20 protein-coding genes are annotated in these 22,658 nt (G+C 63.5%); 6 read left to right on the forward strand and 14 right to left on the reverse strand.

The window, feature by feature from the left end; genetic code table 11:
* Positions 1–9 precede the first annotated feature (9 nt).
* The 7 genes from CH290_RS16660 to CH290_RS16685 form a co-directional block, all read right to left on the reverse strand.
* On the reverse strand, positions 10–2,241 hold the full coding sequence (locus CH290_RS16660) for a Z1 domain-containing protein (RefSeq protein ID WP_230620834.1): 2,232 nt from the start codon (positions 2,239–2,241) through the stop codon (positions 10–12).
* Positions 2,238–2,927, reverse strand: a complete 690-nt coding sequence (locus CH290_RS30750; RefSeq protein WP_230620835.1) for a hypothetical protein — start codon at positions 2,925–2,927, stop codon at positions 2,238–2,240. The genes CH290_RS16660 and CH290_RS30750 overlap by 4 nt, the downstream gene beginning before the upstream one ends.
* Positions 2,924–4,441 carry an ATP-binding protein gene (locus CH290_RS16665; protein WP_080748573.1) on the reverse strand — a complete coding sequence of 506 codons (1,518 nt, stop codon included), beginning with the start codon at positions 4,439–4,441 and terminating at the stop codon, positions 2,924–2,926. The genes CH290_RS30750 and CH290_RS16665 overlap by 4 nt, the downstream gene beginning before the upstream one ends.
* Entirely contained in the window at positions 4,434–6,488 is a 2,055-nt protein-coding gene (locus tag CH290_RS16670; RefSeq protein WP_033187893.1) for a hypothetical protein, read from the reverse strand. The genes CH290_RS16665 and CH290_RS16670 overlap by 8 nt, the downstream gene beginning before the upstream one ends.
* A 113-nt stretch (positions 6,489–6,601) precedes the next feature.
* Complete coding sequence (locus CH290_RS16675) at positions 6,602–7,369, reverse strand: Ltp family lipoprotein (RefSeq protein ID WP_170947611.1); 768 nt, start codon at positions 7,367–7,369, stop codon at positions 6,602–6,604.
* A 40-nt stretch (positions 7,370–7,409) separates the two neighbouring features.
* Positions 7,410–7,919 (reverse strand): hypothetical protein, encoded by a 510-nt coding sequence (locus CH290_RS16680; protein ID WP_230620836.1) that lies wholly within the window; start codon positions 7,917–7,919, stop codon positions 7,410–7,412.
* Between the two features lie 256 nt (positions 7,920–8,175).
* Positions 8,176–8,889: a GntR family transcriptional regulator gene (locus CH290_RS16685; RefSeq protein ID WP_170947612.1), complete on the reverse strand. Its 714-nt coding sequence runs from the start codon at positions 8,887–8,889 to the stop codon at positions 8,176–8,178.
* Positions 8,890–8,998: 109 nt separating this feature from the next.
* On the opposite strand from CH290_RS16685, the gene CH290_RS16690 reads away from it, so the two are divergent.
* From CH290_RS16690 to CH290_RS16715, 6 genes are all read left to right on the forward strand, one after another.
* The gene (locus CH290_RS16690; protein ID WP_033187896.1) at positions 8,999–9,718 is read left to right on the forward strand and encodes a phosphonatase-like hydrolase; all 720 of its coding nucleotides are present in this window, start codon (positions 8,999–9,001) and stop codon (positions 9,716–9,718) included.
* A gap of 35 nt (positions 9,719–9,753) precedes the next feature.
* A complete protein-coding gene (locus CH290_RS16695) occupies positions 9,754–10,722 on the forward strand; it encodes a phosphate/phosphite/phosphonate ABC transporter substrate-binding protein (RefSeq protein WP_033187897.1) in 969 nt (322 codons plus the stop codon).
* A gap of 2 nt (positions 10,723–10,724) precedes the next feature.
* The gene (gene phnC, locus CH290_RS16700; RefSeq protein WP_033187898.1) at positions 10,725–11,525 is read left to right on the forward strand and encodes a phosphonate ABC transporter ATP-binding protein; all 801 of its coding nucleotides are present in this window, start codon (positions 10,725–10,727) and stop codon (positions 11,523–11,525) included.
* 59 nt (positions 11,526–11,584) lie between these two features.
* Positions 11,585–13,105 carry a phosphonate ABC transporter, permease protein PhnE gene (gene phnE, locus CH290_RS16705; protein ID WP_371828563.1) on the forward strand — a complete coding sequence of 507 codons (1,521 nt, stop codon included), beginning with the start codon at positions 11,585–11,587 and terminating at the stop codon, positions 13,103–13,105.
* A complete protein-coding gene (locus CH290_RS16710) occupies positions 13,081–14,106 on the forward strand; it encodes a zinc-binding dehydrogenase (RefSeq protein ID WP_033187900.1) in 1,026 nt (341 codons plus the stop codon). The genes phnE and CH290_RS16710 overlap by 25 nt, the downstream gene beginning before the upstream one ends.
* 62 nt (positions 14,107–14,168) lie before the next feature.
* A complete protein-coding gene (locus CH290_RS16715; RefSeq protein WP_033187901.1) occupies positions 14,169–14,942 on the forward strand; it encodes an 8-oxoguanine DNA glycosylase OGG fold protein in 774 nt (257 codons plus the stop codon).
* A 12-nt stretch (positions 14,943–14,954) separates the two neighbouring features.
* Here the strand turns inward: CH290_RS16715 and CH290_RS16720 are convergent, their stop codons facing one another.
* The 7 genes from CH290_RS16720 to CH290_RS16750 all read right to left on the reverse strand — a co-directional run bounded on the left by CH290_RS16720 (position 14,955) and on the right by CH290_RS16750 (position 22,641).
* The gene (locus tag CH290_RS16720) at positions 14,955–16,019 is read right to left on the reverse strand and encodes a GGDEF domain-containing protein (protein WP_052082953.1); all 1,065 of its coding nucleotides are present in this window, start codon (positions 16,017–16,019) and stop codon (positions 14,955–14,957) included.
* 126 nt (positions 16,020–16,145) lie between these two features.
* Complete coding sequence (locus CH290_RS16725; RefSeq protein ID WP_033187903.1) at positions 16,146–17,462, reverse strand: NtaA/DmoA family FMN-dependent monooxygenase; 1,317 nt, start codon at positions 17,460–17,462, stop codon at positions 16,146–16,148.
* A complete protein-coding gene (locus tag CH290_RS16730; protein WP_230620837.1) occupies positions 17,459–18,220 on the reverse strand; it encodes an ABC transporter ATP-binding protein in 762 nt (253 codons plus the stop codon). The genes CH290_RS16725 and CH290_RS16730 overlap by 4 nt, the downstream gene beginning before the upstream one ends.
* A 136-nt stretch (positions 18,221–18,356) precedes the next feature.
* Positions 18,357–19,223, reverse strand: a complete 867-nt coding sequence (locus CH290_RS16735) for an ABC transporter ATP-binding protein (protein WP_033187905.1) — start codon at positions 19,221–19,223, stop codon at positions 18,357–18,359.
* Positions 19,213–20,073 carry an ABC transporter permease gene (locus CH290_RS16740; RefSeq protein ID WP_033187906.1) on the reverse strand — a complete coding sequence of 287 codons (861 nt, stop codon included), beginning with the start codon at positions 20,071–20,073 and terminating at the stop codon, positions 19,213–19,215. The genes CH290_RS16735 and CH290_RS16740 overlap by 11 nt, the downstream gene beginning before the upstream one ends.
* Positions 20,074–20,080: 7 nt before the next feature.
* Positions 20,081–21,121 carry an ABC transporter permease gene (locus CH290_RS16745; protein ID WP_033187907.1) on the reverse strand — a complete coding sequence of 347 codons (1,041 nt, stop codon included), beginning with the start codon at positions 21,119–21,121 and terminating at the stop codon, positions 20,081–20,083.
* The gene (locus CH290_RS16750) at positions 21,118–22,641 is read right to left on the reverse strand and encodes an ABC transporter substrate-binding protein (RefSeq protein ID WP_033187908.1); all 1,524 of its coding nucleotides are present in this window, start codon (positions 22,639–22,641) and stop codon (positions 21,118–21,120) included. The genes CH290_RS16745 and CH290_RS16750 overlap by 4 nt, the downstream gene beginning before the upstream one ends.
* Between the last annotated feature and the right edge of the window lie 17 nt (positions 22,642–22,658).

The following is a 22,658-nucleotide window of genomic DNA, read 5'->3' on the forward strand; positions in this document are numbered from 1 at the left end:
TGAAAAACGTTACGTTGCATCAACGATCGCGTCCTGTCCATCTTTCTTGACACGGAATCCGACACGAGGCGTAGGTTCGGCTGCATAAGGGAGTGCATACGAGAACAGGGTCGCGAAGTCCACGGGGTCGACAGGTCCAGTCTTCGCTTTGCCTCGGAATCGAGGGTTCGGATCGTTGGCGAAAACCAGGATCATCGCACCGCGCGTCGGCGTGTGCAGTTTCGAGGCGAGGGCTCCCCCGTCTCTTTCCGGGCTACCGGCAATATGGGCGATGACTTCGCGCTCGCGCACTGCAGTGCCGGTGAAACCGGTGCGATACTCACGATCCTGCCGTCGGCGGTTCACGAGCGGCAGCGTTCCTTCCCACCCTTTGACTGCCACCGCGGGGCGTGTCCGTGGCTGCGGCAGCAGCACGGCGAAGTCTTCAAGTAGGCCAGTCTCGATGGCGTTCTCCATTGCCACGAGGTGCGGGCCGAACTTCCAGTTTGCGTCCCACACGAACTGTGTCACCGCTTCGTGAAGCGCCTCGGCTGATACGACTCCGTACCTCGCGTCGAATGTTTGGCGCGTACCGCGACTGCCGGACACGTTGAACGTTCCGGACTCCTTCAACGATTGCAGAAGCGGCTTCACCGCGTTGAAATGCCTTTTGTTGTTGTCACCGTTGCCACGAGGAGGCTGCATCGTGAAGCTGAAGGGCTCACCGCCCACTCCCCGGTAGGCCTGCTCGGCGTTGTACATCTTTTTCGGGTCGGTCGGTTTCAGCCATGGCTGGGACTGGAACACCATCGGCGGTACATCGCGGGGGGTCATCATAGGTTCGCCCAGGGTGTTCGTGGTGGCGAACCGCGCGAGCTCTTTTCGGAACTCTTCCTCGTCATAAACAATGGTCTCGAATGCGTGGTACATGTCGGTCGGTTTACCGGCCGGCCCCGGCACATTGCGAGCGATGTACAACCGAACGAGATCTCGGTATCCGCGTCGGAAGCCGAACCACCGACCCATCTGCATCAACGTGTCAGCCATTGTGGTGCGTCGGGAGTAATAGGTAGTGGTCAGACCTTCGACGGTGAATCCTCGACTCAACTTCGCTCCGCCGACCAGGATCTTCCAGACTCCGCGCTGCTCGAAGTTCAGGTCATCCTGGTCGTATTCGGTGTCCGAGTCACCGTTGACGACGATCACCGGCGACAGACCAGTGGCGATACGCCCCGCACAGTCGCCGATGAAGTCCTCGAGCTCGGCAAACGACGCTGGGGACTGGATGCCCTCCTCGACGCGCACGGCTGAAACAGGTTCGAAGTCATCGGTCCACAGCTTTTCGAGGCGCGCCAGACTCGCGGGCTGGCTGTAAGCCGATTTCCGCCACAGGGACTTGAACTCGTCGGCCAACGCTCGATGATCCCCTTTCAGCCGCGACTCGTGCACCAACATCGTGTGGTGTGTGAAAGGCTTCGCGCCCTTACTTTCTCGGTACAGCTTGATGGCACCCGCAATGACGAACGAATCGAGCGCCTGCTGCTGTTCGTCCGTTCGTCCCTCCTCGTCGTATCCCGCGTAGAGAAAACGAACGTGGGCCTTCTCGTTGGACGTGGCCGGAGTTTTCTCTTCGTCGGGTGTGTCGTCGTCGAAGTCGTGAAAGTCTGCACCCCCCATGTATCCGACGGGACGTTCGAGGCTCAGTATGAAGTCCTTGGGGAAGATATTTTCAGTGTCCACCGGATCGACGAATACGTTGGCGAACGGAGTCGCGGTGTAGCCGATGTACTGTCCGCGTTTGAGCACACGGAGCAAGTCCGCGATGCGGGCGTTGATCGCCGTTCGCTCGATCTGATCGTTCTTCCACTTGTCCGGGTTCAAAGTGTTTATCGACGCCTGGTCTGCCTCGTCGTCGATGATCAAAGCGGGAATCTGATCGAGCGGAGTAGGAATGCGTTGGAGGTCCTCGACCAGTTTCTTGAGAACCGACGAGTTCTTCTTGACGACGGCGAGTCTGACGTTGGACGAGTACAAATTTACTGGGTGGTTCAGCGGTTTCTTGTGGTCTACGAACTCGTAATGCAGTGCGCCGAGTCCGTTTCCGAGACGTTGGAAGTCGTAGGACAGGCCTGTGAGCCGTCGAATCGCCGGAATTTCGTTGGACGTGTTGGGGTCGGAGTCGTGTGTCAGGAAATTTCCTGCCGCCCACTCCTGGTCGTTAATGTAGTCGTCGGACGCTCCGATGTTCTGAACGCCGATCAATTCTTGTCCAACCGGCGTTGCGTCTGTGCTCGCAGTAGTTCGACCGTGCCTGTCAGCACGATAATGAGCCGGTAACCCGCGTCGATGGCTTTCGCGGTAACGCCGGTGAAATTCGCGGTCTTCCCGCTTTGGACGTAGCCGACCACCAGCCCCTTCGACTGGTATGGCTCGTCTCGGGTCGGATTCGCCAGGCGCGACACCACCTCCGAGGTTGCGACGCTCAGCTTGGATACCGCAACCGGGTCCCACCCGCTGCCCCTCAGCACGCGCTCGTACGCATCCCAGTAGAACGGCCGATCGCGGCGGACTTTCGCGATGTACCACGGCGACCACGGCTGAGGTGCCGCGATGACGACCGATCCGTTGTCCACCGGAAGAGCGAAATCGAGGTGCCCGAAAGCTTCTCCCGGTATGTCCAGCAGCGCGTAGATCAGATGGCGGCGCTGCGAAGTCTTCGGCGCCGTACCCGGTGCCCACGCAGGGAGAGGCTCCGCATCCCAATGCTGGAATGCCGACGCCGCTGCAGACCGGACCTGGACGGCCTTTTCGTCAACCAAATAGGCGACGACGTCGGCAATCTCGAGGCGCTCGTTCAACCGTGCGTTGATCGGCGGCAGGAGTGGCGACGGTGCGAAATTACCGTTGAGTTCCCTCGCGATGGCTTCCTGCACCGAGTCGGACGTCATCCTTGCTCCCCACCCATCATCTCGTCGCGATCGGAAGCAATCGCGGTCTCCGCGGAAACTGCAGCCATCAACACGTCCTGCCATGCCTGCATCTGTTGTTGTTGGCGTGCCGAATGACGCTGAGCCGCAAACATTTCCTGTGTCAACAAGTAGAGAAGAGTCTTCAGCAACGGCGCATCATGCTCGTTCCGGCTTCGGTGCCCGAGCAGACCGCGCCTCAACCGCGCATTCAGCAGCAGCTCTCGGCGCACGAGATCTACCTCGAAGAACTTGTCCGGTGCCAGGGCGCGCCACCGCACTGTGACTGGGTCGTAGTCCCCGCGGAGGGTGAACGCGTCCTCGAACTCCAACAACACATCTTCGGATATTCCGTGTCCGAGCTCGACGATGGTCACCGGCCGCGGTTGGGTCTTGCGAGCATTCCGTGCAGTGGCCTCGGCGGCCTCGAGAAACCTGACGTCCCCCATGGCTCGCTGAAGCGCGGCTCCGAACGTCGCGTCGACGGTCACGCCCGACTTCTCCGCATTGATGACGATGTGTTTGCTGAGAACATCGTCCAAATCGATGGCGACGCGGGCGAGTCCGAAGTGGGGTCGCGGTCGCACAACGCCACCCCAGCCACCCATGTGCAGTAATCGATCCGCGCGGTAGACGAAGAGCCCTTGGTACTCCCTGCCCGGAGCGCCGAACAGACGAAACTTTGTTGAGGAGTTCCGCGCCGGCCAGATGTGGGCGGTAGCACTGCTGTGAGCGCCGTCGAGCTCCAGGGACAGCGTGGCGGGGAACGCCGACTCCGTCGCGGTGTCGTAGCCGAACGGATCGGTTGCAGCGATCTTGGTGACCGCACCCGGGCGGCCCGCATCGGCGTCGAAGATGTCGCTGTGGATGGTCACCCCGGCCTCGATCCGACGATGAAACACTATCCCCAGATGCGCGTGCAGTTCCTGTCTGATGTCTTCGAGCCAGGCCATCCGTTCTTGCGAGTCGTCGATCCGCAGGAAGGTACGCAAGCCCTTCAGTTCGACAATCGTCCCTGTCTCGAAACTGAAACGCGGGCGAGGGTCGTCGAGCTCGGCCGCGGCTCTGCTGTCGGAAATGACTCCAATCTCATGAGGCTTCGACCGATCGGCAATTGTGCGCGCGCAAGGTTCGGCCGGCGACGCCGCCTTCGACCAGACAACCAGTGCGTTGGCCTGACTCAAGGACGCAGCCTTCATCCCCACACCGAAAGCGCCGAGTTGTCCCGCGTCGTAGTGACGTCGTCGTCCGAAAACCATGGCGGATTCCAGCGTGGCCGAATCCATGCCGACCCCATCGTCGTAGATGCGGAGAGCTACGACTTCCGAGTTCTGCTGGACGAATCGAACGGTTACATTGCGAGCGCCTGCGTCGAGGCTGTTGTCGATCAAGTCTGCGACGGCGGTTTGCAAGGTGTGGTGCAGGCCAATGGCATTCACGACGGAGGGATCAGCCGGAGCGTTGATCGTTGCGACGGTAGGGACGACGTCAGTCATTGGAATGATGCACCCAGGCCTGTTCGAGATAGAAGAGGACAGCGGGATCGCTCCCCGCGTAATACGAACTCAAGATCCGCCGGGTTCTGGTTTCGTCGGGCTGTCCGATTGCTTCGGCGAGCACGCCCAGCACGTCGCCGTCGCGAACAGACTCTGGGTTGCGATGTCCGATCGCAGCGAGTGCCTTCCGTAGTGGCGGCGCAGAATCTTCGAGTTCGACGGCCGGAACGACATCGAACCCGCCATCCGCATCGAAATGCAGGAAGACTTCGGCACCGGCCTCGACGGCGAGCTCGCGGAGGAACCGGCGAATCGTTCCGCAGGTGGGCTGTGCACCGGTCCACCGAACGGTCTGAGTTCCCAAGCGGCTACGTAATTCGACCGACGATCCCCGGCTGCACCCCAACGCCGCTGCCACACCCGCGGGAACGGCGAAACTGGAACCCCGCAAATGCTCCGTCGTCACGACCAACCGGTACGACCATCCGCCGTCGATTCGATGCAAACGACGCGTGAGGTCCGGTGACTTCACCCCACCCTTGGATCGTCGCCGCATCCGTCCGGAAAATGGCTCCGGCTCGAACTCCGTTTCGGGCAACGGGTTCTGGCTGGCGAACGACGGCACCGCGGACAGCCACTCCGTCAGCATCCAGCGGGACGACTCGTCGAGCACGACGCGGGCATCCTGGGACAGCTTGCGGTTGATGGCGGCCGCGGGTTTGCCGGCTTCGGTCAGTATTGCCAGAGATTCCGCGGTCTGCGGAACACCGACGACTTCGAGTGCTGCAACTGCCATATCTCCGAGCTTGCGCGGCGTCAGGGCCGAATCACCGATAACGACAACGCCGCACGCAGCCAACCAAGGGCGCAATTCTTCAGGAGTCAGCTCCGCCAGTTCGGACAGCTCCGACAGTTCGACGACTCCGTTGGCAGAATCGAGGTCCTCGAGTAATGACTGCGTACGGGCCTTTGCGGCGGCAACATTTGGCGCAGCCGCCCATTGCCCTTCGACCTCGAACATGTCGTCGAATCGATCGAGCACCAGCCATAGCGGTGAATCGACCGACGGGACCGTCCTCGCAAGGTCCGGGTGCATGTCAATGAGACGAGCCAGCGACGCCACTGGCTGAATCTCAACTCTCAGGCTCGCGAGTAAGTTGCCGACCGCAGTCCCGTACACGCAGGCTGACGCCACCTTGCGCTTGACGGCGCGTTCGACATTTCCTGCCTGCCCCGCCGAAACATGCAGCTTCGCACCGAGCCCACCAAGGGTTACCGGACGATCGGCAAGAAGGCGCAGGTCGACTACCCGGCGTTCACGGTCGTCCAATTGTTTGAGAAGATCCTCGATCTCGTCGAGCGGATCCTGCAGTGGTCGTGCAGGAAAGTCTTCGGAAGAGAGTGCGGACAAGCGCTGGGCCAATTGCTGGACTTCCAGCGGAGCTTCGGCGTCGATGTCGATGTTCAAGAACGGGCGGTCCGATCGTCCCCGGACCCGTTGCCATTGGGCCAGCTGCTCGATGTCAGCCACCATCTGCGCGACAACAGGACTCTCATGCGGTTCTTCGTCGGTCTCTTCGACCAGCGCGAACGGGTCCTCCAGGATCGCGACGCATGTCAACGCGCGAACGATGTCAGCAACGGTGTCTTCGCTTGTCCCGCGGATCGCGAACAGCGATTCGACTGCACACTCCAGTAGGAGAGCGATCGTGGCTGACGACCCCAACCGCCCGATTGCCGTCAGCGCACTCGACGACAGTCCGAGAGCAGTAACTCGCAAATCCGGATCCAGTGTGGGGAACGATTCCTTGAACTGCATCTTCGGGTGTTGCAGCACGAACAGGTCGGAGAGCTCATCCGTCAGCCTTGCGATGTCCAATTCATCGGCAGAAGTCCTCGGCGAGTCTTCGAACCACCAATCATCCGACGGACCGATCTCTTCGAGTGCGGCTGCCTTGGAAGAGACGTAATCCGCCAGCCACGGGAAGACTACCTCCCACTCCTCACCTCGCAGGCCTGAAGGAGGTACGGAACTGACGCCGAGCACCCGATCATGTCCTTCCCGATACCGAACCGTTCGGTTCACGATAGGTCACGAAGAGAGGCTGCGCTGTTTCGGTCCCGTCCGTCGACATCTGATGTGGCTTTGTTCGGTCGGACTTAGAGTCCGACGCTGTCGACGCCGAATTGAGCCTCGTCGTAGCTGAAGCCCTCGAATACCAATTGATCGATGAGCCCCTGGCGAGAGAAGGACGTGAAGTCGAGGTAACTTTCGGCGCTGCCTGCGGCCTGTTCGTACCAATCGGGTGCGATGTAGTCCACGGCGAAGGTGGCATCCGAGGTCGAGTAGTCCTCGAATTCCAGCTGATCGATCAGACCCTGTCGCGAGAACGAGCTGAAGTCGAGGTAGTCCTCAGCCGAACGTACGGCGTTTCTCTGTGCGGCACTCATCGACGGCGCGGCAGGTGCGGCTTCTGTGGTGACTGCCTCGATCGTCCGAGTCGGTTGCGGTACAACGGGAGCAACCGGCTGGGCAGGGATCGGTGACGGCTCTGTCGTGGTAGTTGTCGGAGCGGCCGTCGTCGTCGGAACGGTAGTAACGGGCACCTGACTCGTTGTCGTGGGCGCCGCACTGCTTACCTGCGTCGACGTGGCGCTGTTGGCAACCGATTCGACGTCGGCGCTCTTCTGCTGAGATCCGATCGCTCCCACAACGACGATGAAGGCCACCGCCGCGCCGACGATCCACGGCCACTTCTTGCGAGTGGGCGTCGCGGACCCGGGTGCTGCGAACGATCCAGTTGCCGGCGACGACGAGAGTGGCCCAGCGGGCTGCGGCTGCAGCGCGGACGTCCACTGCTGGCCGTCCCACCAGCGCATCTGCCCGGAACCTTCGGGGTCTGGATACCATCCAGCGGGTGTATTCACAGCTACTCAATACCAATCGGTAGGTTATTCGTTACACAACTCAGCAGTTGTTCGGCTCGTCGACCTTCACTACCGAAAGCACCGCATCGCCCTCTTGGATCGGTACTCCTACGCCCGGGGTGTGTCCCACGACGATCCAGTTGGAGTCGTTGACCTGCATTCGTCCAGCGCCGGTTGCATCCTCACTTCGGGACAAGAACACTCCTGCGTCCTGAATGAGGTTCTGCGCAGCCTGGAGGTTCATGCACACAACCGGTGGCATGAGGACGGGCGCAGCGACAACTTCGGGCGCTGGAGCAACCGGCGGTTCAGCAGCCGGAGGAAGACTCGTCTCCGTCGTCGTGGTCGCTGTCGTTGTGGGCGTCGGGGTGGTGGTAGCCGGAGCCGACTCCGTGGCCGAAGCCTCGCTCACCGCCGTGGTTTCACCCGACGAGCTACAACCAGCCATGACACCAACGAACGCCAGCCCGGCGCCCGCAACCGCAACCGACCGTGCGATTCGACTGAAGGGGCGTCCTTCGACAGCGGCCAGGGACCTGTTGAACGACATGTTTTCTCGACCTTTCGATGTCCGCGCGTGATCGCAGCGGAAGTGACTCGACATTGATCGCAGGCGTGCGTCATCCGTTACAGGGTGCGAAAACTACAACAACGGATCATCGAAGATCGCCAGCACTATGCAGGCTGGCATGCGTTCGGCCGTGATTCGGCGGGAGCCGGTCTGCTCCTTGCCGCGGTTACGGGTGGTCTGGGGGTGTCGACCCCTCCCCCGCCGAAAATTCATCGCGACCGAGAGAAACGTCAGCTCAGGCGTCCATTTCCGCGGTGAAGGTCATGCGGTCCCCGCGGTAGAGGGAGCGCCTCTGTTCGATGGGCATACCGTCCTTGTCGAAGGACACACGATTGAGCAGGAACATCGGCGTCCGGGTGTCCACCGTGAGCAGAGCTGCTTCCCTGGCGTCGGGCAGCACTGTTTCGATGGTGTCGACGACCCGACCGAAAACGATTCCACGGGTGCGTAGTTCGGCGTAGAGCGAGACGCGGTAGTCGAAGGTCTCCACCAGACCGGGAATGCGATACTCCGGAATGCGCGTGGTTTCGAGGCCGACGCGCGTACCGTCCGTCGTGAACACACGCTCGAGCTGGACGACCGCATCACCCGGCTCGATCTGCAGCAGCTCGGCAGTGTCGTCGTCGGCCTTGCTGACGGTCCAGCCGACGAGAATACGAGTTGCCGACAATCCCTTGTCACGCGCCGCTTCGGTGTAGGAGCCGATGGCAAGTGGCAGAACCACTTTGGGCGCGGCGACCACGGTGGCCCGGCCTCGACGCTCGACTCGCCCGGCTACCAACAACTCTCGCATCGCCTGCCGCAGCGTCTCCCGCGATACCCCGTGCCGCTCGGCCAGATCTCGCTCGGAGGGAAACGGGTCCCCCGGCGACAGATCGTCGAGCAGCGCATCCAACTCCCGGCGCACGACTTGATGCTTGAGCACCCGAGGTTCCGAGTCATCGACCATGACCTGACCATAGCAGCAATTGGTCTAGACCTAACTTGTCGAGAGTCGTTCACGTCCCGTTCATGCCAGCAACACGCACTGGTCTATACCAAACGACATCGTCTTCCTCATGCCCAACGCCACCAGCCTCGCCCACCTACCGTCGGCCGCCGAACGCACCCTCCCCGTCGAGCTCGTCGTCATGGACATGGCAGGCACCACCGTGTCCGACGACGGCCTGGTCCTCGCGTCGTTCGACGTCGCCGCGACCTCGGTGCACCTCCCCGAAACCGGCCCCGAACGCGAGGACGCGCGCCGATACGTTCTCGACACCATGGGCCAGTCCAAAATCGAGGTGTTCCGCGCACTGTTCGGCGACGAGGACCGCGCCCAGGCCGCGAACTCCGCATTCGAAGCCGCCTACGACGCACGGATCGACAACGGCGTGACCGCCATCGCCGGAGCAGCAGACGCCATCACACGACTACGAGACGCCGGCACCAAAGTCGTCCTCACAACAGGGTTCTCGCCGGCAACTCAGGAGCGGATCCTCGACACCCTCGACTGGAAGAACATCGCCGACGCGTACCTCGCGCCCGGTGACGCCGGCCGCGGCCGTCCGTTCCCGGATCTGGTGTTGACTGCCGCACTACGCGCGCAGGTCAGCGACATGACGGCCGTGACCGTCGTCGGCGACACCTCCAACGACATCGACTCCGGACGACGCGCTGGCGCCTCGGTGCTCGTCGGCGTCCTCACCGGCGCTCACTCCGAAGACCAACTGCGCGCAGCAAACCCCACGCACGTACTCCCCAGCGTCGCCGATCTCCCCGCTCTTCTCCTGCACTGACTCCCCCACAGACCTCGAGAACGGACATCACCGCCATGATCACTCTCGCTTCCCGCCGCGCCGGCATCGCCGCCGCCCTCTGTTCGGTGACGGCCCTCGTCGCCGCAGGCTGCTCCAGCTCCGGCGCCGACGCCACCACCGAGCAAGGCTTTCCCGAAACCATCACGCTGGCAGCCATTCCCGCCGAGAACTCCACCGACCTGCGAGCCAGCTACGACCCGGTGATCGAGCGCCTCCAGCGCGAGACGGGCGCCACCGTCGAGTTCGTCCAAGCCTCGGACTATGCAGGCGTCGTCGAAGGCCTGATCGCAGGCAACGTCGACCTCGCGTTCTTCGGACCGTTCGCCTACGTGGTCGCCGGAATCAACGGTGCCGAGATGACGCCGCTGGGCGCCGTCGTCCAGGACGAAGGAACCCCACCCGGATACCAGTCCTATGGAATCACACGCTCGGACAACACGTCCGTCAACTCCCTCGCCGATTACGCAGGCAAGAAGGTGTGCTTCGTCGACCCGAGTTCCACATCGGGATTCCTGTACCCGTCCGCGGGTCTCATCGAGGAAGGCGTCGTCGCCTCGGGATCCGAGGGCGACATCTCCGCAGGCGTCACGCCGATCTACGCGGGCGGTCACGACGCATCGGCGCTCGCTGTGAAGGCAGGCGACTGCGACGCCGGATTCGCGTTCGACACCATGGTCGACCGGACGATGATCGACAACGGCGAACTCGCACCCGGTGAGCTGAAGACGGTGTGGAAGTCCGAGACGATCGCCGGATCCTTGTTCGCAGCCAACAACGACCTCGGCACCGAGGCGATCGACAAGCTGAAAACGATCTTCAGCGAGGGCATGAACTCCGACGCCTTCATCGCCGACGGCATCTGCTCCGAGGAATGCCGCATCACCGACGAAGACGCCTGGGGCGTAGTGCCCGCCCAGGACAGCGACTACGACGGCGTCCGCCATGTCTGCGACGTGACCGGCTCCGAGAAGTGCCAGGGCTGACCATGTCTCCCCTGATCGAGCGCAAGGACATCGTCGTCAGCGCACACGATGTCACCAAGACATTCGGGACCACGACAGCACTGAAGGACGTCAACCTCGACGTCCACCGCGGTGAAATGCTGGTGCTGCTGGGTCTTTCGGGGTCCGGCAAGTCCACGCTGCTGCGCTGCATCAACGGTCTGCATCCCATCACGTCGGGAAACATCACCGCCCTCGACACCCGAGTCGACCTGGCATCCCGACGCTCGGTGCGCGACCTCCGCAAGAAGGTCGGCTTCATCTTCCAGCACTTCAACCTCGTCGGACGTCTGAGCTGCCTCGAGAACGTTCTCGTCGGCGGTCTCGGAAGGCTGGTCGTTCCACGCTACGGCGCAGTGACCTATCCCAAAGCGATGCGCGCCGAGGCACTTCGATGCCTCGACCGCGTCGGACTCGCCGACTACGCCGCGCGTCGCGCCGACACTCTCTCCGGCGGTCAGCAGCAACGCGTCGCCATCGCTCGCACGTTGATGCAGCGGCCGAGCATCGTCCTCGCCGACGAACCCGTCGCGTCGCTCGACCCGGAGAACGCCGGAATCGTCATGGACCTGCTGCAACGCGTCTGCACCGAGGAGAAGCTGACAGTGGTGTGCACCCTGCACCAGGTCGACCTCGCGCTCGGTTGGGCACACCGACTCGTCGGGCTGCGCGACGGGGAAATAGTTCTCGATCGACCGGCCGCAGGACTGGCACGAGAGGACATCATGCCGATCTACCAGCGCATCGCCCCGGAGGAAGACACACGCTCGGCGGCGAAGCGGTGACCGTCACCCTGGAACCGAAAACCGAACCCCCGCAGACCGAGCCCCGACGACGGTGGCTTCTGCCGTCACTCGGCGCGATCGCGGTCGTGCTGACGCTCCTGTCCGCCGGCTACATCGATTTCGCACCCGCCGCGCTCGTCGACGGGCTCGAAGACGTGCAACGGCTGCTCGGTCGAATGCTCCCACCCCGCGTCGACGACACCGGCCGCATCGTCTCGCTCGCCTTCGACACCCTGTTGATGGCAGTGCTCGGCACCGTTCTGGCCGCCATCGTCTCCGTACCACTGGCGTTCCTCGCGGCACGCAACACGACGCCGCACCCGATCGTCTACAGCGTGGCGCGCGCGATCATCACCTTCTGCCGCGCAATGCCCGACCTGCTGTTCGCCGTCCTGTTCGTCCGCGCCCTCGGAATCGGTGTGCTGCCGGGCATTCTCGCCCTCGCACTGCATTCGATCGGCATGCTCGGCAAGCTGTTCGCCGACGCCATCGAGGAAGCCGACAGTGGACCACGCGAAGCCGTGCGCGCCACCGGCGTCGGCTACGTCCGAGAAATGATCAATGCTGTAGTTCCCCAAGTCGTTCCCGCATGGATCGCAGCGTTCGTCTACCGGATCGACATCAACCTCAGGATGTCCGTCGTGCTGGGATTCGTCGGCGCGGGCGGTATCGGTTTTGCTCTGCAGGACGCCCTGCGCGGGTTGATCTACCCCCGTGCGCTCGGCATCGTTCTCGTCATCCTCGCCATCATCGCGGCGATGGAGTTGGCTGCCATCCTTCTGCGGCGAATGCTGCTCGTCCCGTCGGCGGCGGGACCCGCTCGCGATCGCGCCATGAAAATGAGCGCGTCGGCCGTTCTGATCGTCACAACTGTTGCATCCTTCGTCGTCCTGGAGCTCGACCCCAGGTCGCTGTTCACCTGGATCGGCCCGTCGATCGAGGTGTTCGGCCGCATGGTCCCACCGGACTTCTCCTCTCTCGGTGCAGATCTCGTCGACGCAACCGTACAGACCATCGCGATCGGCATCGTCGCCACCGCCATCGGCATCGTTCTGTCCATCCCGGTCGGCATCCTCGCCGCACGCAACGTCACTCCCCATCCGGTGGTGTACTGGCTGGCCAGATCATGGATCCTGCTGGTCCGCGCCGTACCGGAGCTCATTCTTGCGGTCGTGTTCGTCGCAGCGCTCGGCCTGGGCCCGGTTGCCGGCACGTGCGCGCTCGCGATCGGCTCCGTCGGGTTCCTCGGAAAACTCGTCGCCGACGCGGTCGAGGAGATCGACTCCGGTCCGCTCGAAGCGGTATCGTCCGTCGGCGGTGGCTGGTGGAACAAGATCTTCAATGCGGTCGTGCCGCAGGCAGTTCCGTCGATCGTCGGATCGAGCCTGTATCTGCTCGACGTCAACATCCGCACCTCCACCATCCTCGGAATCGTCGGTGCAGGCGGAATCGGATTCCTGTTGTTCGAGTCGATACGCACACTCAACTTCGACGTGGCAGGCGCCATCGTCCTCGTCATCTTCGTCGTCGTCTACGCAGTCGAAAGGATTTCCGGATGGATCAGATCACTCCTCGTCTGACGCAGGCAGCGGTATGGACGCCCGACGGCATCGACATACAGACCCTCGAGATCCCGGAACTAGCGCCGGGAGACGTTCTGGTGGACGTAGCCCTCGCCACCGTGTGTGGGAGCGACCTGCACACGGTGACGGGTCGACGTCCTGCGGCGTGCCCATCCGTTCTGGGGCACGAGGCCGTCGGGACGGTGGTTGCGGTAGGCGACGACGCGTCGGCCTCGGTCGGTGATCGGGTGGTGTGGTCGGTGACCGTGCCCTGCGGACGATGCGCGCGGTGCGCGTCGGGATTCACCGCGAAGTGCGTCGACGTACGCAAGGTGGGTCACGAATCCGCCGTCGGCGACTGGGCTTTGAGCGGTTCCTACGCGCGGCACATCGTGTTGCCGAAGGGCACCGCCATCGCGCCCGTACCCGAGACGATGCCCGACGCCGTGGCCGCACCCGCGGCATGCGCGACGGCGACCGTGATGGCGGCGCTCCAGGCCGCGGGCGACCTGGCCGGACGACGGGTGCTGATCTACGGCGCGGGGATGCTCGGCATCACCGCAGCTGCCGCGTCGGCTCATCGAGGCGCAGCGCGCGTGTTCGTCGTCGATCACAATCCCCAGCGGCAAAGTCACGCCCGTGCCTTCGGCGCCATCGACGACGACGATCAGTTCGTCGACGTGGCAATCGACTTCACCGGCGCTGCGGCAGCGGTACAAGCCGCGCTCGGAAGACTCGACACCGGTGGACGACTCGTTCTGGCCGGCTCGGTCACCCCCGGCCCACCGATCACCGTCGACCCCGAACGCGTCGTGCGCGGATGGTTGACCATCACCGGCGTGCACAACTACGAGCCGCACCACCTGACCCAGGCCGTCGACTTCCTCGCGACGACCGGTGATCGATATCCCTGGGCCGAACTGGTCGACACCCCAGTACCCCTCGCCGAGCTCGCACGCGTCCTCGTCCCGACACGACCGGGCCTACTCCGTGCCTCCGTCGCTCCCAGCGCTTCCTGAAGTCTGCGGCGCGGCTCCCGGCGTCGACCGAACGTGTCGGTGCCCGGTGCCAAGATATCGGCATGTCACAACTCGACGACGGATTCACACCGCCGAAGGCCTGTGTTCAGTGGTGCCAGTTGCGCAGCTACGAGTTGCAGGTTCTCGACGACGGGGTCGAGGTGGATCTCGATTGGTGGAATCTGCATCTCCGCAACGCGGGCCATGAGATCCGCCTGCGCGGGCGCGACCTCGACGGCGCCGTCGTCAGCGACGGTTCGGCCATCGTGCAGCGCAACGATCTACGCGTCGGCACCGCCCTCGTCGTGGGTGATCAGCCGTCGCTCGGTCTGCTGTTCTTGTGCGCGGCGTGGCAGGGTGGGCACAGGAACCGCAAGTCGAAACGACGTTTTCCCGACGTCCAGAACCCGCACCTCAGCCGGCCGGACGAAGACCCGTTCGCGAAAACCCGGGCCGTCTTGGACCGGTGCATACGAGACCGCATCGTTCCCGAGCTACCAGGCGGCTCGTGGTCCGGCTGGCCGGACACACCCGGTGTCGGGATGTCACTGATGGCCACGTTCCTATGGGCCACCGAGACGTCCGTCGAGCGCGGCAAGGCTCAGCTCATCGACCAGTACGGCGTCTCGACGCTCATCCACGAGGGGTGGCTGGAGGATCCCGCGGTCACCGGATTCACCCGCAAGCGGTACGAGCGCTACGTCGAACTGCTCACCCGCTGGGCGTCGGACATCGGTACCCGCCCCGAGCTGGTGGAGATGTGGCTCGTCGAACGGTGGAACGCCCGTCGGCGAGAGGCGCGCGAGGGCCGATACGCGGAGCCAACTCTGTTCTGAAGTCCACCCGCGTCACAGATTGGTCGGTCGAGTGTCGTCGACGTGAATGGAGTTTCCGCCGGCCTTCTTGGCCGTGTACATCGCGGCGTCGGCCCTGTCGCAGGCACGCCAGAGATCCTCGACCGACGAGCGGGCCGGCAGCCGTGCAACACCGATGCTCACCGTCGTGCTGCCCGCTCGTCCCTTGTCCAGGTGGACGAGGAGCCGCTGTGCCCGCGCGAGCGCCTCGGCGTCATCCGCCTCGACCAGAATCAGAAATTCCTCTCCCCCGATCCGCGCCGACAGTGCAGGCGCCGGGAACTCCGCGTACAGGGTGCTCGCGATGTCTCTGAGCACCATGTCGCCGTGAGCATGCCCGTAGCTGTCGTTGATGCCTTTGAAATCGTCGAGATCGACGATCATCAGGGAACCAGGGCCCCGCACGCGCTCGGCGAACACGGAATCGAACCCACGCCGATTCAACAGACCGGTCAGCGGGTCGTAGAACGCGGACGCAGCATCACGCCGAAGCAACAGCAAAAGCATGTGCGCGAGGATTGGCGCCGAAAACAGCACGAGCGTCAGGACCACGAGGTACGCACACGCCAGCACCACATCGGCATCCGGCGACGTCACCGCTTCGGTGAACAAGACCCCGACCGTGGTGACCGACAGAACTTGATGAGCAACGAACAGCTTCGGGCTGTGGAACGTGACGATGTAACTGCCGATGACTCCCAGAGCAGCCGCGCACGGCAAAGCCACGAACGGATCCTGCAACGACAGGAGCAGCACGACAGCACCGATTTCGAGATAGCCGACGAACACTCGCGACATCGTCCGCGAAAGCCAGGACCGGCGGAGCCACACCAGGGCGATGACCGTCGCGGTCGCCGCGAGCGAATACGCGATCACCCGCCCGTTCCCCTCTGGCACACCGGCAGGCGTGTGCGCCGCCAACACGCACAGCACTGCATACAGTCCGCACCACGACGACACCGCCCAGTTGGCATTGCGAAGAAGCGGATCCCGTCGGTGATACGCAACGGTCCAGTCGTAGTCGGCGGGGTGATACCACCATCGCAAAAACTGTCGCATCGTCCTCAGGCACGCCCTCTTGCAGATCCCATGGATCACCGCAGCTCGGAACGCTACCGAGCCGACCCCTCGTGCCCGCAGTGACGTGAACCAGTCAACCAGAGTTGTCCGGCGTGAGCGACGACACTATGTAGCCGAGTATGCGTTGGTAGGAACACTCAATCCTAAATGCCCGCGCAGCGTATCCGAGCCGTAGTCGGCCCGAGCGATCCCGCGTTCGACGAGGATCGGGACCACCTCCGTCCGGAACCGCAGCCAATCCCCAGGGTCCTGGACGAATACGTTGAACCCGTCGACCGCGCCGCTGTAGTACCACCGCGCGACCTCGTCGGCCACCGTCGACGGCGATCCCGCGAACACCGCCCAGTGGTCGACCAGACTGTGCAATGCCTGCCGCAGGGACCAGCCCTCGGTGCTCGCTCGATCCGCCAGGACGGTTGCGCCGGCAAGTGACTCCGGGGTGCGTGGATCGATGTTCGGAAAGGGCTCGTCGAGGTCGAATCGAGCGAAGCTTCGTCCCCCGAACAGACGCTGCACCTGGGCGAGCAACCGCTCGATCGGAACGCGGGCCCGAGCCTCCTCGACAGCCAGATGTGCCTGTGCGTCCGTATCTCGAACGACCACGGTGACGCCCGGTACGAACAACACTTCGTCCGGGTTCCGGTCGTACTTCTCGGCTCGCTTCAGAATGTCCGACCTCAACGCCGCCGCAGCCTCGACAGTGGGTTCGAAGCTGAACACGATGTCGGCCACTTCGGCACTGAGATTGCGTCCGTCGTCCGAGGTTCCGGCTTGGATGAGAACCGGCTGCCCCTGGGCCGAGCGCTGTATGTTGAGTGGCCCGGTGACCGAGAAAAATTCACCGACATGGTTCAGGGCGTGCTGCTTGCTCGGGTCGAGGAAACGCTCGGCCGTCTTGTCGGTGCTGAACGCGTCCTCCTCGTAGGACTGCCACAACCCGGTCACCACGTCCACACTTTCCCGTGCGCGCCGGTAGCGGGTCGCGTAGTCACCGTGCTTGGTTCGACTGAAGTTTCCGGCGGTCCCCGGGTCCTGGCTCGTGACGATGTTCCACGCCGCTCGGCCGCGACTGATCTGATCCAGCGAGGCGACGCGTCGCGCGATGTCCCACGGCTCGCTGTAGGTCGTGCTGACGGTGGCGACCAGGCCGATCCGTTCGGTGGACACGGCGACGGCCGACAACAGCGTCAACGGTTCCAACCGGTTGAGGTGGTGCGGTGGGAAACCTGCGTCGATGAACTGGCTGTCCACGATGAACACGAAGTCGAAGTGCGACGCCTCGGCCTCGCGTGCTTGACGGATGTACCAGTCGATGTCGACGCTTGCCGTGGTCGGTACGTCGGGGTGTCGCCACAGATGCGCTCCGCCCGCGTCGCCGACTCCGATGAGAACCGCACCCAGCACCAGTGGCCGACGCGTCATCGGATCGCGCCTTCTTCGAGAGCGGATCGGAGCTCCCGACGGCGTTCGCGGGACACTGTGCCGCCGGTCAAAGTCGGAGCCGAACCGATCAACAGCGCGGTGTACGGATGCTGCGGGTCGTTGACGACCTGATGTGTCGTGCCCTGTTCGACGATGCGACCTTGATACAGAACTGCGATCCGGTCCACCAATGCGGCCACGGCACCGAGGTCGTGAGAGATGAACAGTTGTGCGATTTTTCGCGTGCGTCCCAACTCGTCGAGCAGCTTCAGTATCTGAATGCGATTGACCGAGTCGAGCGCACTGACCGGTTCGTCGAGCAACAACAACGCCGGATCCAGCACCAGAGCACGGGCGATCGCGACGCGTTGCCGCTGCCCGCCGGACAATTCGGCAGGCACACGTGATGCAAGATGCCGTTCCAAGCCAACGCTTTCCAGCGCCTCGGCGACACGCGCCTGTATGCTCGCGCGGTCGAGACCACCACGGATCGCGAGGCCCTCTCCGATGGACGCGCCGACCTCGAGGTCGGGGTCGAGACTGAGCAGCGGGTCTTGGAAGACGTACTGAATCGCCCCTTCACGACGGTGTCGTCTCAGGTCGGCGGCACCCAGTCCGTCGATTCGCCGCCCATCGAACTCTATCGACCCCGAGGTGGGCGTGATCAATCCGAGAACCGTGCGCGCGAGAGTTGTCTTGCCGGACCCGCTTTCACCGATCAGGCCCAGCTTCTCCCCTGCTTCGATGTGCAGATCCACACCATGCAAGATCTCCTTGCGCGAGGCACGGAGGCCTCGTGAAACGGAGACATCGGTCAGACGCAACAAGGCGCTGTCTCGTGGCGCACTGTCTCGTGGCGCACTGTCTCGTCGCGCACTGTCTCGTGGTGCACTGTCAGCGGGCACCGGCACTCTCCTTCTCCAAGACCGCTTCCAGCCCGTAGTCGCGATGATTGTCCACGAGCTGCGCTGTGTAGTCGTGCCGCGGCGAGTCCAAGAGTTGCCGGGACGGGCCCGCCTCGACGACGACTCCGTGACGCATGACGATCACGTCGTCACACACCTGCCCGACGACGGCAAGGTCGTGTGACACGAGCACCAACGCAAGACCTAGTTCGACGCGCAGGTCGTCGATGAGGTCGAGGACCGCGGCCTGCACGGTCACGTCCAACGCAGTGGTGGCTTCGTCGGCAATGAGCAGTTCCGGCTCGGCGCACACCGCGATGGCGATCAGGACACGTTGGAGCATGCCGCCCGACAGCTCGTACGGATATTGCCGGTACACCGCCGCGGGATTTCGCAGACCCATGCGATCGAACAGTTCTACTGCACGCTGCTTGGCTGCCGAGCGCGACAACCCCGCCGTCGACCTGAGCGCCTCCGCCAACTGCACGCCGACGCGAATGGACGGGTTGAGGTAAGCAGCAGGGTCCTGAAAGACCGCAGAAATCCGCGTCCCCCGCAACGGGCGCCACTGCTTCGCACTCAGTTCGGTCAGTTCGAGGCCGTCGAAGTCGATCGACCCTTCGGTCGTGCTCACCCCGTCGGGCAGAATCCCTAGAATTGCACGGCACGTCAACGACTTTCCGCTACCCGACTCACCGACGATGCCCAGGGCACCGCCGCGGTTGAGGACGAAGTCGACGCCGCGGACGAGTTCGGTTCCATCCGAGAGCGCGATGTGCAAGTCCGTCACGGTGAGCACCGGGCGATGACGTCCGAGAGCGTCGTTCTTGGTGAGATCTACTGCGTCAGCGGACATCGACTGGCTCCTTGGGTTCACTGTGGGAACGTCGGCGGTGTGATCGACCCGTCGCGTCGCGGACTGCGTCGGCCAAGGCATTGAGTGCCCACACCGTGGCCACGATCAACACCGCAGGCACGACGGGTGACCACGGCGCCTGGTACAGATACTGCAGGCCACCGGCCAGCAGTCCTCCCCAGGTGGGGTCCGGCGGGACCACACCGATACCGAGGAAGGTCAGAGACGAGACTATGACCAGACTTGCACCGGTCATGGTGGCGAAGGTGACGCCGACCGCCGGCGCGACCTTGCGCACTGCGTGGCGCACCACGATCCACCGGGTGGTCGCCCCCATCAGCGCAGCGGCCTCGACGTACTGCGAGTTGGCCACGGTCAGCGCCGCTGCACGCGTGACCCGATAGAACGCAGGCGCGATCAGGATTCCGACGGCGAACATCGCCTGGGTCAAGCCGTTTCCGAGCAACGCCGTCATGGCCACGGCAAACACCAGGAACGGCAGCGTGATGAGGGCGTCCATCAACCGGAGCGTGAACCACTCGACGCTGCGGCCGAGGTAAACCGACAGGAATCCTGGGACCACCCCCAGCACGAAGCCGACGAGGACGGACTGGAGCGCCGAGAGCACCGACACCGTCGACCCGGCCAGAAGCCGACTGAAGACGTCGCGCCCGACATTGTCGGTGCCGAGCCAGTGCTGCGCACTCGGGCCGGAAAGGATTGCCGCGCTGTCCTGCTCAAGTGGATCGAACGGGGCCAGGAACGGCCCGAACACGGCCAGCAGTACGACGACGCAGAGAACTGCCACCGCCAACTGTGCAGCGCGGTATCTCAGAATTGTTGTCAGCACTGGTTTTTCACTCTCTGCGTATCGCCGCGGGTTGCAAAGTCCCCTGGGTGATGTTGACGACCACGTTGCACACCAGCACGAAGACGATGGCTACCACCAAGGTCCCCTGCACGATCGGCACATCACCGCGCAGCGCCGAATCGGCTGCCAGCCTGCCGAAGCCGGGCATCGAAAACATCGTTTCCATGACCACTGCACCGCCGATCAGCGTCGGGATCTTCATACCTAGAATGGCCAGCGCCGGACCGGATCCGTTGCGCAATGCATGAACGAACAGCACACGCGTCGGGCTGATTCCGCGAACCACGGCCCCGATGACGTAGTCCTGCTCGAGCTCGGCCACCAAGCCGGTTCTGAGCTGGCGCGCGATGTCGGCGACGACATCCATGCTCAACGCCACCGCAGGCATGATGATGAGCATCAGCCAACGACCCGGATCCTCCTCCAGCGGAACGTAACCGGCCGACGGTAGCCACCCCAGCCACACGCTGAAGACAAGAATCAGGCCGATCGAGATGACGAACGGCGGTAGTGTCGATACAACCGACGTGTAGGCGGTCACCAGTCGATCGAACAAACTCTCCCGGTACACGGCGGCCAGCAGGCCAAGACCGATTCCGAACACCAGTCCGATCACGAGGGCGAGGCCCGCAATCGACGCACTGACGGCCAGTCGTTCGCCGATGAGCTCACCGACCGGAATCCGGCTGAACCATGACACACCCAGGTCGCCGGTGAACATACTCGACATCCAGTCGACGTACTGCTGCCAGACGGGCTTGTCCAAACCGAATTCCGCATCGATGCGGGCGACGGCTTCGGGCGTCGCCCCGTCGCCTGCGATCCCGGCAGCAGGATTGAGCCCGCTGGTGGCTCCGAGTACGAAGGTGATGAGTGTGGAGAACAAGAACACCGGCACGACGATGAGCACTGTGCCGAGCGCTACGCGCAAGACCGACCGAAGCGCAGTCGGCCACACCGACGGCGCCGTCGGACCCCCGGCATGTGCTACCGGAGCCGGCTTTCGGTCGATACCGGTGGTTGTCATGCGACGGTGACGCCTTCCCAGCGAATCTGAGACGGAAGAATGTTCAGATTCTGGATGTCCGGGTTGGACACGATGACCCACGGCGTACTGAAGAGGTAGTTGCTCGGCGACTGCTCCACACCCACCTTGACCGCATTCCACAGGCGGGTCTTGTACTCCGGATCTTCGATCGGGGTACTCCGGACGGACTCCAACGCATCCATGAACTCGGTCGAGGCGTGAGGACCCGACAGATTCATGATTCCCTCGGGCCCATAGGTCGCCAAGAGGTTCTGGACCGGTGACTCACGGCCGATCGTCCCGTCCGTGGCCAGCTGAGGGGTCTTCGCCAAGTAGACCTCGCTCTGCCAGGTCGACGAGCCCGGTGGCACCACAGAGATCGTGGACTCGACACCGATCTTCTTCAGCTGCGCCTGTGCGAGCTCCGCTCGGTTCGTCGCCGTCGACTGCGCGGTGATTGCAATCGTCAGGTCGCCTGGCCCGTAGCCGGCCTCGCGCAGCAGGCTGATCGCACGGTCCGGATCGTAGCTCCACAGATCTTCGATCTCCGGGTTGAACGCGAGGTATCCCTCGGGAAACGGCTGACTGGTGGTGCTGCCCAGACCGTTGGTGATGACGTCGACGAATGCCTGCCGGTCGAACGCATAGCGGAATGCCTCGACGACCTTCGGATTGTCGAACGGCGCCTTGTTCAGGTTGATGGACACGTTGTTCGCGGCGAGCGAGGGCTCGACGGTCACGGTGAGGCCGGCAGCCTCCGCTTCTTTGGACTGCAGCGCAGGCAGCGTCGCGAAGTCGATCGACCCGGATTGAACGCCGGCCACCAGCGTCGCGGGATCAGGCGCGACGCTCAGCTCGAATCGGTCGATCGAGATGTTCTCGGCGTCCCAGTAATCAGGATTCTTCTCGAAGTATGCGTGATCCTCGGCGACGAAATCGGTGATCTTGAACGGACCCGCCCCGACGGGCCACACGCTGAGCTTCTGAGTGTCCGACGCGGCGGCAGGACTCGAGATAGCACCGGTGCGACCGGCCACGAGGTACGGGATTTGGTAGTCCGGGTAAGCCAATTTCAGGGTGACATCGGTCGGGCTGTCCACGGTCACCTCGGTAACGTCGGCCAGCTGGTCCTTCAGGAACGAATCCTCCTGCGTCTTCCCGCGATCGAAGAACGCTTTCACGGCCGCCGAGTCCAGCGCGGTGCCGTCGGTGAACGTCAAACCCTCACGCAACGTGAATGTGACCGCCGTACCGGAATCGTCGTACTTCCAGCTCTCGGCCAACGACGGCTCTACCTCGCCGCTCTCGTCCAGTCTGGTGAGCGAAGCGTACGCGAGGCTGATCGTGTTGATGTCGTTGCCGGTTCGACTCGTCACGGGGTCCCAGGATGTAGGGAGGCTGAAGGCCCACTTGATCTCCGAGCCCTCGGCACTGCTGCCGCCGCCACAGGCGGAAGCGACCAGAGCGACGATCACTCCGAATACTGCGGTGCCGACGAAGTGCCGACTGGTCTTGCTCACTGAAGTACTCCTGATGA

It is taken from the genome of Rhodococcus sp. 06-156-4 (assembly GCF_002259345.1).
GTDB classification, from domain to species: Bacteria; Actinomycetota; Actinomycetes; order Mycobacteriales; family Mycobacteriaceae; genus Rhodococcoides; species Rhodococcoides fascians_E.